This is a genomic window from Enterococcus sp., assembly GCF_032555305.1.
Classification (GTDB): Bacteria; Bacillota; Bacilli; order Lactobacillales; family Enterococcaceae; genus Enterococcus_A.
In genome coordinates this window covers 64,530-76,157 of record NZ_JAWGOQ010000024.1, presented here as the reverse complement: position 1 = coordinate 76,157, position 11,628 = coordinate 64,530, and the positions used below count along the sequence as shown (strand labels likewise).

At 40.6% G+C, this 11,628-nt stretch carries 13 protein-coding genes; 2 read left to right on the top strand and 11 right to left on the bottom strand.

What is annotated here, in order from left to right:
• The coding region (locus E6139_RS16430) for an ATP phosphoribosyltransferase regulatory subunit (RefSeq protein ID WP_316404377.1) at positions 1-957 on the bottom strand (957 nt) is incomplete at its 3' end.
• A gap of 392 nt (positions 958-1,349) precedes the next feature.
• Between E6139_RS16430 and E6139_RS16425 the strand changes: the two genes are divergently transcribed.
• On the top strand, positions 1,350-1,778 hold the full coding sequence (locus tag E6139_RS16425; RefSeq protein ID WP_316404375.1) for a hypothetical protein: 429 nt from the start codon (positions 1,350-1,352) through the stop codon (positions 1,776-1,778).
• Between the two features lie 383 nt (positions 1,779-2,161).
• On the opposite strand, the gene recO is transcribed toward E6139_RS16425, so the two are convergent.
• The 9 genes from recO to E6139_RS16380 form a co-directional block, all read right to left on the bottom strand.
• A complete protein-coding gene (gene recO / locus E6139_RS16420; RefSeq protein ID WP_316404373.1) occupies positions 2,162-2,941 on the bottom strand; it encodes a DNA repair protein RecO in 780 nt (259 codons plus the stop codon).
• Between the two features lie 90 nt (positions 2,942-3,031).
• Complete coding sequence (gene era, locus E6139_RS16415) at positions 3,032-3,931, bottom strand: GTPase Era (protein ID WP_316404371.1); 900 nt, start codon at positions 3,929-3,931, stop codon at positions 3,032-3,034.
• Between the two features lie 21 nt (positions 3,932-3,952).
• The gene (locus E6139_RS16410; protein WP_316404370.1) at positions 3,953-4,348 is read right to left on the bottom strand and encodes a diacylglycerol kinase family protein; all 396 of its coding nucleotides are present in this window, start codon (positions 4,346-4,348) and stop codon (positions 3,953-3,955) included.
• Positions 4,326-4,799, bottom strand: a complete 474-nt coding sequence (ybeY, locus tag E6139_RS16405; RefSeq protein ID WP_316404368.1) for an rRNA maturation RNase YbeY — start codon at positions 4,797-4,799, stop codon at positions 4,326-4,328. Before ybeY ends, E6139_RS16410 begins: the two co-directional genes overlap by 23 nt.
• A complete protein-coding gene (locus E6139_RS16400; RefSeq protein ID WP_316404366.1) occupies positions 4,799-7,003 on the bottom strand; it encodes an HDIG domain-containing metalloprotein in 2,205 nt (734 codons plus the stop codon). The genes ybeY and E6139_RS16400 overlap by 1 nt, the downstream gene beginning before the upstream one ends.
• A gap of 15 nt (positions 7,004-7,018) precedes the next feature.
• Positions 7,019-7,939, bottom strand: coding sequence for a PhoH family protein (locus tag E6139_RS16395; RefSeq protein ID WP_316404383.1), 921 nt, complete (start codon positions 7,937-7,939; stop codon positions 7,019-7,021).
• Positions 7,940-8,532: 593 nt separating this feature from the next.
• Complete coding sequence (locus E6139_RS16390) at positions 8,533-8,979, bottom strand: GatB/YqeY domain-containing protein (protein ID WP_316404364.1); 447 nt, start codon at positions 8,977-8,979, stop codon at positions 8,533-8,535.
• 21 nt (positions 8,980-9,000) lie between these two features.
• Positions 9,001-9,177, bottom strand: a complete 177-nt coding sequence (rpsU, locus tag E6139_RS16385) for a 30S ribosomal protein S21 (protein ID WP_002356740.1) — start codon at positions 9,175-9,177, stop codon at positions 9,001-9,003.
• A 138-nt stretch (positions 9,178-9,315) separates the two neighbouring features.
• The gene (locus E6139_RS16380; RefSeq protein ID WP_316404288.1) at positions 9,316-9,753 is read right to left on the bottom strand and encodes a Fur family transcriptional regulator; all 438 of its coding nucleotides are present in this window, start codon (positions 9,751-9,753) and stop codon (positions 9,316-9,318) included.
• Positions 9,754-9,839: 86 nt separating this feature from the next.
• On the opposite strand from E6139_RS16380, the gene E6139_RS16375 reads away from it, so the two are divergent.
• Positions 9,840-10,694, top strand: coding sequence for a pyruvate, water dikinase regulatory protein (locus E6139_RS16375; RefSeq protein ID WP_316404286.1), 855 nt, complete (start codon positions 9,840-9,842; stop codon positions 10,692-10,694).
• Positions 10,695-10,696: 2 nt separating this feature from the next.
• On the opposite strand, the gene metA is transcribed toward E6139_RS16375, so the two are convergent.
• Positions 10,697-11,626: a homoserine O-acetyltransferase/O-succinyltransferase family protein gene (gene metA / locus E6139_RS16370; protein ID WP_316404285.1), complete on the bottom strand. Its 930-nt coding sequence runs from the start codon at positions 11,624-11,626 to the stop codon at positions 10,697-10,699.
• Positions 11,627-11,628: the final 2 nt, after the last annotated feature.

The window sequence follows — 11,628 nt, the reverse complement described above, 5'->3', positions numbered from 1 at the left end:
CGCGATATTTAAGTACTCCGAGCTTTGAGTATCATCTGGTAATTTTTGTCCAACGTGATTCAGCTTCATACCGAAACCGATCGCTCCTTGATCTTTTCCTTGACGACTCATCAATCGATCATAGCGGCCTCCGTAAAGAATCGTTTCCCGTGCTTCTTTAATGAAACCTTGGAACAATAATCCACTATAGTAATCCGCATCATTCATGATGGAAAAGTCTAAGCGCAGCCGAATTTTTTCATACAATTGTTCTTCCTGCATGGCTTTGTATAATTGTTTCAGTTCTTCCAAACCAGCCTGCGCTTCAGGATAAGACGCTAATAAGACTTTGGCACGCTGATACTTCGTTTCGAAATCACCTGACATACGTACTAGCTTAGCTAAATTATCCGATTCTTCCTGAGATAATCCAGCTTTTGTTGTCAGCTCGTCCATGCCGTGAGAACTTTTATCCCGCAGACAATCCAGTACCTTTTGACGATCCTCAACTGGAAAACGATCACAAATACCGTTGATTATCCCCATATGAGAAAGATCCAACGTTCCTTCACCGACTTGAGCCAAACTTTCCCAAGCCAGCTTTAATACTTCTAGCTGATCATCCCACGTGATCTCATCAATGATCTCTAAACCGATTTGATAAATCTTTTGATACTCACCGGCTTGACGGTCATGACGATAGACATCTTCCACATAATACACTTTCCGTGCCTCACCAGCGGGCGTGTTTTTTGCAATCGATAACGTCACATCAGGTTTCAACGCCATTGTTCGTCCGTCATTTCCAGTAAAGGTAATAATAGAAGAATTCCGCAAAAAATTGTAGCTTTGCTGATAATTTCCGTATTCTTCGAAGTTATTTAAGTGATAAGGATGAAAATGATGCTGAGTATACAACTTTCTTAGCTTCAATTCGATTTGTTCTTCTGGTCTCAGTACTTTCCATAATTCTTCCAAACTTATCACTCCTAATTCATTTTTATGTATTTAATTTTCTTTACAGAAAATTAAGTCTGATCTTCATCACGTATATCATCCAACTAAACTTTTCGAATCCTATTTAAGGAAGGAATACAGTTTTTCTTTACTGACACTTGTCAAATTAGCAAAGTTGGACTGACATCCTAATTCGTTTTTGAGTAAATTTTTCAAAATTGAAAAATTTGTGTCTGGTTTTCATTTCATATACCAGTTTCATTGAAAAATCCTTAGTGTTTTCTAACAATATTAATCGTTTTGCCATAAATTAGCAATGGTAATCTGGGAAAGAACCCACATTTAGAAAAATTTGCAAAAAAAATCTGATATACTTTTGGTTATATAAAATGGAAAAAGCGAGGGGATGCGAAATGTTTCAAAAATTGGGTGAGAATTATCGAAAGTTGGATTTGTTGCTGAGGAAAAAAGTACATCTTTATTTATTGCTACTTTTAGCGGCGTTCATGATTACTTCAATAGTATTAAATGTTTACAGACACCAGCCTTTGTTTTCTAATCTTGACACTGGCTTTACTATGTTCTGGATTTACATAGTTGGTTATCTTGCTTCTCGGATACCTGTTAGAAATGGTTTGCGATTTCTATTATGTTTAATTCTAAATTTTATTCCTCTATTGATTGAGAGTATTGTTCAGAAAAGCATCGTAGATTACACCTCTATCATCATAATAGCTGTGGTGGCAGGATTCTTAGGAAGTGTTTCCTTCCTTTGTTTGTTTACCCTGTTTAATAAAAGCTATGAGGAGGGAGACTCTAGCAATGGCACAACGAAATCTTAAACCAAAAAATTTCAGTAATGATTTGCTTATTTTGAGTGTAGCTGTTGGAACACTTCTCTTTAACTGGTTGCGAGACCATTTCATAAACGGCTGGTCACTAAAAAGTTCCTTTAATATCCTCATCGTGTTACTGTTCCTGGTTTGCTCCTATGTTATTGAAATGAAAACAAGCTTATCAAATAAGTTCCGAATACTTTTTTATTTCCTATACTTTTTTGTCATCGGGACATTTGCGTCGGCAGTCATTCATCAGAACCAGCTAAACGGTCAAATGATTTTCCTTTACATTTTTCTATCTTTCATTGGCAGTCTAGCCTGGCTATTCATCTGCAAACAATTAAAGACAAAAAAATAAGCTGCAGCCCAATTGATGGTTCTGCAGCTTATTCTTCATTTTTCGGCTTTAACACATCTTGCCACTCGCTCATTTGATCGATGAACTTTTTACTCTTTAGATGTAAGCCGATATATTCTTCATACAGTTGATCCAGCGTTTGCCGGATCGCTTTTTTTGTTTCAGGCTTCAAATTGATTGTGTTGATATTCTCATAGGTTACACTGTTGAACAAGCGGATAAAATAAATTGCACGCGGATCGGCATGATAGCGATGCTGGTCTAAATGCCAGTGATCCTGACAAAGCACGCCATTATACTTCGAGGAGAAATCGAAGGCGCCTGTTTTCTTTCCACAGACTCCGCAGGCTTGCCAGTTCAAGGATATACCAAAGCGCTGCATGATCTGAACTTCAAAGATATTCATGATCGTCTCACCATCGGCACCGTCATTCATTCGCTGCAGTGCCTCGCGTGTAAATCCATAGAGTGCTGGATCATATATGTGGTCTTCAATCGCCGCATCAGTTAAACCTAGAATGTAGGAGCCATAAGCATTCAGAAAAATATCCTCCTGCAGCTTTCGCATAGGCCGGACATCCTTCGCGCTATTCAAAAAAGAAAGTCCGTCAGTTTTCAAATTCCCGATGAAGACCGCTTCCGTAAATGGCTGAACCGCCGTCTGTAATGGATTATTCGGTCGATGGATGCCTTTAGCGAAAAACATCACCTTGCCTGCTGATTCAGTAAAAATCTTGATCAGCTTGTCCTTTTCTTTGTAATCACGACTGAATAAAATGAGTCCCTTTGTTTCTCCAACCTGTGCCATCCATCCTCACCTCTCTTCGATAAGAAAAAGGGTTGTGGACTACTGCCACACCCTTTTTTAAATGAAAGGTGTCTAAAACACCTTAAAATGTTAATAATCGTCTTTACGATAGCCGTAATCCTGCAGATACGTCTGCTTGTCACGCCAATCTTTTTGGACCTTAACCCAAAGCTCTAAATAAACTTTATCGGCTAAAAGCGTCTCAATATCTTTACGGGCTTGTGTACCGATATTTTTCAGCATCTTACCGCCTTTTCCAATGATAATGCCTTTTTGACTCGTCCGTTCCACGATGATCGTCGCTTGAATATGAACCTTGTCATTCTCATCTCGCTTCATGGATTCGGTCACGACCGCTACTGAATGGGGTACTTCATCGCGAGTTAGACTCAATACCTTCTCACGGATTAACTCGGAGACGATAAAGTATTCTGGGTGGTCAGTGATTTGATCCTCTGGGAAATACTGCGGACCTTCATCCATTTGGTCTACTAACACCTCTAGCAGATGCTCCACATTATTGCCTTCCGTCGCTGAGATCGGGATGATCTCTTTGAACTCCATGATTGTGCGGTAATCATCAATGATCGCCAGCAGCTCATCTGGATGAATGGTGTCAATTTTATTGATGATTAAGTAAACTGGAACATCTTGTTTGCTCAAACGTTCTAAAATAAAATCATCACCGCGTCCGCGCTTTTGATCAGCACTGACCATAAACATGATCGCATCGACTTCACGCAACGCGCTGTATGCCATTTCCACCATGTAGTCCCCTAAGCGATGTTTAGGCTTGTGGATGCCGGGAGTATCAATGAAAATAATTTGCGCTTCCGGTGTCGTGTATACACCTTGAATTTTATTTCTTGTAGTTTGAGCCTTATCACTCATAATCGCAATCTTTTGCCCTACGATACGGTTCAGTAGTGTTGATTTCCCTACATTGGGTCGACCAACAATTGCCACAAAACCAGATTTATGTTCTGTCATGTAAAAATTCCCTTCTGATAACTAAAGAAAAAGCTCAATAATTTTTGGTAAAAAGATAATCACTCCAACGATTATCGCAAACACTGAAGTCACTAAGACCGCACCAGCTGCCATATCCTTGATTTTTTTTCCGATTGGATGGAAATGGCAATCCGTCACCATATCCACGACATTTTCGAATACCGTGTTGATGATCTCCACGATCCAGACAAGAAAAACCGCTAGAAAAATCCATAGCCATTCCACCACAGAAACACCTAGCAAAAACGCGACAAGAATAGCCATCAATCCAAAAGCTACATGGGCACGCATATTACGCTCTTCTTCAAAAACCGTCTTGATTCCTTGAATCGCGAATTCTAAGGAAGTGACAAAATGTTTATTCTTTTCTGTCTTATCTTTTGAGTCCATAGGCATCTAATATCTCTTTCTGTAGACCAAACATCTCTTTTTCATCCTCAGGTGTCATATGGTCGTACCCATTGATATGTAAAAAACCATGTACGGCTAAAAAACCTAATTCACGATCAAAACTATGCCCATATTCCTCTGCTTGTTCAGCGGCCCGTTCTGTAGAGATCATGATATCGCCTAAGTTCCGCGGCATCGGATCTTCTTCATCCATGATGATCGGAACTTCGTCTTCACCTTCTTCTTCCAGTGCAAAGCTGATCACATCAGTCGGTGCGTCCTTGCCGCGATAATCACGATTGATGACTTGGATCGCAGCATTATCCATGAAAGTAACGGACATCTCTGTATCCTTAGGCAGCTCTAAGTAGTCAGCCGCAAATTGCAGTACACCATCGATTTCTTGAATTTTTTCATCAGAGACATGCTCTGTTTCGTCAATAAAAGTAATATCCATTACTCTGCCCCTTTTTTCTCTTGCTCTTCTTTCATTTTCTCAGCCTCTGATTGCATTTTCGGATACTTGATCCTTGTATGGAAAGTCGAGCCTAATCCACTGATCAAGGATTTTTCAACAATGCGGATTTCCTTTAATGTCAAACCAGAATCATCGAGTTGACCATCATTGATCCGTTCTTCAATCAGATTATGAACAAACTCTGTAATTTTATCGATTGATGGATGATCCATCGCCCGAACCGCTGCTTCACAACTGTCTGCGATATTTACGACCCCAGCTTCACGTGTTTGCGGTTTTGGACCCGGATAACGAAAATCTGCTTCCGTCGTTTCCGGATTGCGTTCTTTTGCTTTGATATAAAAGAATTTCATCAAAGTCGTGCCATGATGCTGGTAACAAATATCAATCACCATTTGAGGCATCTTGTACTCTTTTAAAATCTTCGCTCCTTCAATCACGTGACCGAAGATGATCTGCTTGCTGTCCTCCGGCAATAGGAAGTTATGAGGATTTTCAGCCCCAGCCGGCAGGTTTTCAACGAAGAAATTTGCATGACGGATTTTCCCAATATCATGATAATAACAAGCAACTCGTGTCAAAAGCGACCGTCCGCCGATCTCCGCTACCGCATTGGCACTCAAGTTTGCCACCATCATTGAATGATGATAGGTTCCTGGCGCTTCCTCTAACAATTGCTTCAGCAACGGATGGTTTGGATTACTCAACTCATTCAAGGTGATCACACCGCTATCTGTCACCAAAATTTCAATGTACGGCTGCAGCCCCATCCCCATAATAAAGGATAGAATACTGGCAGCAAATGCAGCTAGCAATAACGTCCATGTCTGCGAATCAGAAAAGGACATTCCTTGATAGATACTTAAAATGATTGACCAAGCGATCGGAAAGGCAACGACCCAAAGCATCGCTTGTTTTACTTGATCGGATAATCGTCTTTGCTTTACCATAACCGCTAACGTACCAGAAAATAGATACGTCATCAAAATGACTGGCAGCATGTTCGTTCCGATTGCATTGTAATAAATGAACAATGCAAAAACCGTTTGGAAGACGGCCGACATAGCTCCTGCACGACGATTGACAAAGACCGTCAGGATCAATGGCATAAAGGCTGCTGGGAAGAACAACGCCAAGCTATTGGAGTTGCTGCCTTGGAAGGCCTGCAATATCTTCATAATAAAGATACCGATGGTCATCGTTGCGCTATAGAACAAAATAAATCGGACACGTTGAAATTCAACTTCAAATTGTCGACTGTAGAACCATAACAGCACCCCTTGTAGGATTGTTGCCAAAACCATGGCAATTAATGGGAAAACAGACGTGCTAGAACTGGTCAAGCCCAATAGCTTCAATTTATTGATCGCATTGGCATCAATTTGACTTCCTTCACGAACAATGACTTCCCCTTGATAGATCATCACGGGCTGAACAGAATCACGAGCTTGTTCTTTTAGTTCATCCGTTCGCTTCTGATTTAAGGAATCATTAATCACGACTCCCTCTTCTAGCAAATATCGGATAGCTTGATTGGCCTCATCTGATAAGCCCAATCCTTGAATCTTATCAATAGCCTGCTGCTTGTACTCAGCCAGATCACTTTGGCGGATTCGTTTCGCCATTTGTTCATCCAGCAGTTTCAGCGTTTCTGTTCCAACCTTCGTCAAATCAGACGAGCTCAGCTGTACGACTGCTTCATAAAACTCTTCTGGCAATTGTTGATAAAAGGTCACTGTATCTGGGTCTAACCCCTCAAAGTTCTTTTTGACAGCCGCTATGCGTTCATCGACAGTTGGCTGAGGAACCTTTTCGCCATCTTTAGCCTGCGACACTTTGGCTTGATAGCTTTTATCTAGATCACTATTGGCAGTTTTAATCAATTGAATTAATTGACTGACACGATCATGCTGAGTTTGAGCCAAATCCGCCTGATAGGTATATTCTGGCGTAACGGCTTCCGCAGCAAGCTGACGTTTTTGTGTTGTTTCAGCTTTATTTTCGATTGTTTTATTGGCACGGATACTCTCTGTGGCAACCTGACCTTCTTTGTAATCCACACTTTTTTGGATCACACTAGTCAGCATCGTCAAAACTAAAACAACTGTAAACGAGCCTATAATAATCGGTATTAATTTTGAACCTAACTTTTTCAGCAAGTTATTGATGGGTCGATTTAACATCCAATTCCCTCCTGACTACTTTTCTTGATGTCGTAGGTTCTCATGTTCATAAGCTTCGATAATCTCTGCAACGACAGGATGTCGAACAACATCTCCTGCCTCAAAGTTTACAAAACGAATTTTTTTAATTCCCTTTAACGTTCTCTCCGCATGAATCAATCCGCTCACTTGTCCTCGCGGCAGATCCACCTGAGAAGTATCTCCATTGACGATCATCTTAGAATTAAACCCAAGACGCGTCAAAAACATCTTCATTTGCGAAATCGTCGTATTCTGCGCCTCGTCTAAAATGACAAAAGCATCATCAAGTGTACGTCCACGCATGTAAGCTAACGGAGCAATCTCGATCACTCCACGCTCTAATAAGCGATTCGTGTGTTCTACACCGAAAATTTGGTGCAAAGCATCATACATCGGACGCAAATAAGGATCAACCTTCTCCTTCAAATCCCCCGGTAAGAACCCTAAGCTTTCACCAGCTTCTACCGCTGGGCGCGTCAAAATAATCCGTTGAACCTCACCCTTTTTCAACGCGGCGATTGCCATAACGATCGCTAAATACGTTTTACCAGTTCCGGCTGGTCCAACGCCAAAAACTACGTCAGACTTGCGGATCGCTGCGATGTAGCGGCTTTGTCCGATGTTTTTTGGTCGAATCGGTTTGCCATTACGGTCTTTCAGCAATTCTTCTTCATACATCATAACGAATTCGTCAAGGTGATTCTCACGACCTAAACGCAATGCCGTCATGACATCTGGTGTAGCTACCTTGATCCCACGATCAATCAAAATCTGTAAAGTACGAATAATGTCTCCTACTAATTTCGCCTCTTCCTTCGGTCCAATGATCTGAATCATTTCACCGCGAGTGTTGATCGTTGTCTCTGTATTTTCTTCTAAAAATTTTACGTGTTTATCATGGGTACCTAAAAGCATACTGATGTCATCTTTGCCATCAAGCTTTATTTCTAACGACTCAAAATCGTTGCTATTCAACAAGCGCTCATCCCTTCATAAATCATTCCTTCTTATAATACCACACTCTAAATAAAAGAAAAATTGTCTAAACTTTCGCTAAAAAGCACAAAAGAACCCGATGAACAAATCAAAAAATAAATTACTACTTTTATATTTGAATAAGCTTAACAACTATGTAATTTCCCCGCAGCAACGGCAGATATAGTTCAATAATACAAAATTGAAAACATTTAATGACATAAGTACATTTTGCTTTGACGAAAGCTTTTTTATTGGGTAATGAGTTTTAAACTCGACTTGCATACTACGACTAAATCCAGTGATTCGAGTTCTGTGAGCTGTTGAACCTTGATGGCAGCTAGCTCATTTAAATGAGTTCATTTTTCCAAGAGAGGGAAAAATGATTCTATTTTCGTACGCATACGATTCTGCTAAACTGCTTGTCCATTTATATTGTAAAAGTTGGTAACAAAAGCGCAAACTCGACAAACTGCAAAAAGCATAACTCGCAAAAAAAGCCGAGAGAAATTTCTCTCGGCCTTCAATATTGCTTATTTGTTCAGAAGCTCCTTGACGATTGCGTTGACTTGATTGCCATCGGCTTTGCCTTTGACTTTCGGCATCACTGCACCCATCACTTTACCAAATTCTTTTGGTGAAGTCGCTCCTGTTGTTGCAATTGCATCTGTAACGATCGCGCGGATCTCATCTTCGGAAAGCTGAGCCGGCAAGTATTTTTCAACAATTACGATTTCCTTTTTGACCTTATCAGCCAAATCGGTGCGATCAGCTTTTTCAAACTCAGTTAGAGAATCGCGTCGCTGTTTCATCTCGCGAGATAAGACAGTCAATTCTTCTTCGTCATTCAAGTCCTGACCTTTTTTGATCTGCTCATTTTGAATCGAAGCTTTAAGCATCCGGATCACTTGCAAAGTCTCTTTATCTTTTGCTCGCATCGCTTGCTTCATGTCTTCATTCAAGGTAGTAAGTAGTGACAATAGAATCACTCCGTTCACAGACTAGAATTTCTTACGTTTTCTAGCTGCTTCTGATTTTTTCTTACGTTTCACGCTTGGTTTTTCATAAAATTCACGTTTGCGAGATTCTTGCAGAGTCCCTGCTTTTGAAACGGAACGTTTGAAGCGACGAAGAGCATCGTCAAGAGATTCATTTTTACGAACCACTGTTTTTGACATGTAAATTCCCTCCCTCCGGGCTTGAAATGTAACCGTTTTTGTTATTGAAATGTGCTTTCAATAAACAAGACCGTCCATAAGTCATTATATCTAATGGGCTATTTTGAGTCAAGGTACTGAAGAATTTTAATTCTTAATTTATCCATTAACTTTTTGACATTTTTCACATCGCCCATACAATTCAAAGCGGTGTCCTTCGATTTCACAGCCATCTAGTTGTTCTTTAAAAAAGTTCATTGGACACATATGGATCTCCTTTGTCGTGCCACAAACCGTACAGATAAAGTGATGGTGATGCTCGAAATTTTCGCTACAGCTAAAGCGAAATTTCATCTCCCCCTGTAATTCGGTATCTTCGATCAGACCGATTTCACAAAACTCTCTAAGATTACGATATACGGTATCATAGCTCAGCCCGGGAAATTGATTATTCAAGTGATCATAAACTTCGCGTGCTGAAACATAACGATTGGATTTGATCAAATAGTCTAATAAAGTCTCACGTTTTTTCGTATACTTGAAGCCATTTTCTTTTACCTTTGCCAAAGCCTTTTCTAATAAAGTCGTCTGAGTCATGTTATTTCCTCATTTCAAAGTGTAATGATTCCGAATAAACAGTATGGTATAATAAATTATTACTGATTGCAAGGGAGATTTTCTTTATGGATAGCGAAAAACAAAACGAGTTAGTCACTATTTTCATCATCTCCGATTCTGCTGGAGAAACTGCTTCTAAGCTGGCACAAGCCTCTATGGCGCAGTATCCTACTGTAGAATTCTGTCTCTTCCGCCGTACCTTCGTGCACACGGAAGAATTATTGATGAAAGCCTTAAACGACGCCAAAGCCGAAAATGGCATGATCATCTATACATTGATTGATCCAAAATTATCGAAAATTGCGAAAGAGTTTTGTGAAAATGAGGACCTCTTCACGATGGATTTGTTGAATCCGGTCGTTAGTGAGATCGGACAACGTGCCCACATGGAGCCAACCGGAGAACGTGGGGCATTACACCACTTAAATGAAAATTATTTCAAACGAATCAAAGCAATGGAATTTGCGGTTAAGTATGATGATGGAAAAGATCCACGTGGTTTCCTAGAGGCTGACGTAGTACTGCTTGGTGTTTCAAGAACCTCAAAAACGCCGCTTAGCTTATACTTAGCAAACAAAAATTTGAAGGTTGCGAACTTGCCATTGATCCCGCAAGCACATATTCCTAAACAGCTGTTTGAGATCGACCCGAAAAAAATCGTCGGATTGACCAATGATCCGGAAGTATTGATCGGTATCCGAAAAGAGCGGATGCGGGCATATGGATTGAATCCTGAAACTGCCTATTCTGATCGTGAAAAGATTCAAGCAGAGTTGAAATTTGCCAATGACCTGTATCAAAAATTAGGCTGTGAGATCATTAATGTCGCAACACTTTCGATTGAAGAAACAGCGGCAATGATTATGAGTGCTTTGGATTTAGAAGACCATAGCTATTACTTTATGGAAGAAGAAAGCTGAGATCAAATCGATCTCAGCTTTCTTTCTTTTTGCAATTCCCTTATTCTTTCTAAGCGATAGGGTGTTATTTGATATACGTCATTCAACCAGTTGTGATAAAACAGATGGGCCTGCGCTCGCCAATAATTAAAGATCTTACCATCCTCGTAATAATTTGCGGGCTTCGCTGTGTCCAATCCTCGCTCGTGATCACGCAGATATTCCTTTTCCAAGGTATCGGTCGCATATTCAAAATGCCCCATCAAAAAGACATCGTGCTCATCCTCTGAAATCAAAATAGCGGAACGCTCTGCCTCGTCCTTCGCGATCACTTTGATTTTCGCATCACGTACCTGTTCTTCATTGATGCCGGTATAACGTGACTGTGGCATCCAAAATCGGTCATCAAAACCTCTGAACAAACGGAAGTGATGTTCGATATCCTGCTTGTAGATTCCAAATAATTTTTCCTTGAATGGAACCTTATCCACGCCAAAATGATAATAGAGTCCAGCTTGCGCGCCCCAGCAAATATGCACGACTGAGGTCACTGATGACTGGCTCCACTCCATAATCTCAACTAGTTCAGGCCAGTAATCGACTTCCTCGAACGCCATTTGCTCCACAGGTGCACCAGTAATGATCAATCCGTCATAACAGGTTTCCTTCACCTGAGAAAAGTCCAAATAGAACTTATCCAAATGATTCTTGCTCGTGTGCTTATGTTCATGGCTAGCTACTTTCAAAAAATCAACATCAATCTGCAACGGGCTTTGGCTGATCAGGCGCAACAGATGAATCTCCGTGTCAATCTTATTCGGCATCAAATTTAAAATTAACAGCTTCAGTGGACGAATGTCTTGATGCTCCGCTCTCGAGTTATCGATGGCGAAAATATCCTCTGATTCCAAAACTGACTTCGCTGGAAAATCAGGCTCTAAACGAATCGGCATGA

Bases quoted from the DNA above. Each gene is read 5' to 3' on its own strand.
- era (WP_316404371.1), bottom strand. From the start codon at position 3,931: ATGACAGAACATAAATCTGGTTTTGTGGCAATTGTTGGTCGACCCAAT.
- E6139_RS16400 (WP_316404366.1), bottom strand. From the start codon at position 7,003: ATGTTAAATCGACCCATCAATAACTTGCTGAAAAAGTTAGGTTCAAAA.
- E6139_RS16375 (WP_316404286.1), top strand. From the start codon at position 9,840: ATGGATAGCGAAAAACAAAACGAGTTAGTCACTATTTTCATCATCTCC.
- E6139_RS16410 (WP_316404370.1), bottom strand. From the start codon at position 4,348: ATGCCTATGGACTCAAAAGATAAGACAGAAAAGAATAAACATTTTGTC.
- ybeY (WP_316404368.1), bottom strand. From the start codon at position 4,799: ATGGATATTACTTTTATTGACGAAACAGAGCATGTCTCTGATGAAAAA.
- E6139_RS16395 (WP_316404383.1), bottom strand. From the start codon at position 7,939: ATGCTTTTAGGTACCCATGATAAACACGTAAAATTTTTAGAAGAAAAT.
- metA (WP_316404285.1), bottom strand. From the start codon at position 11,626: ATGCCGATTCGTTTAGAGCCTGATTTTCCAGCGAAGTCAGTTTTGGAA.
- recO (WP_316404373.1), bottom strand. From the start codon at position 2,941: ATGGCACAGGTTGGAGAAACAAAGGGACTCATTTTATTCAGTCGTGAT.
- E6139_RS16425 (WP_316404375.1), top strand. From the start codon at position 1,350: ATGTTTCAAAAATTGGGTGAGAATTATCGAAAGTTGGATTTGTTGCTG.
- rpsU (WP_002356740.1), bottom strand. From the start codon at position 9,177: ATGTCAAAAACAGTGGTTCGTAAAAATGAATCTCTTGACGATGCTCTT.
- E6139_RS16380 (WP_316404288.1), bottom strand. From the start codon at position 9,753: ATGACTCAGACGACTTTATTAGAAAAGGCTTTGGCAAAGGTAAAAGAA.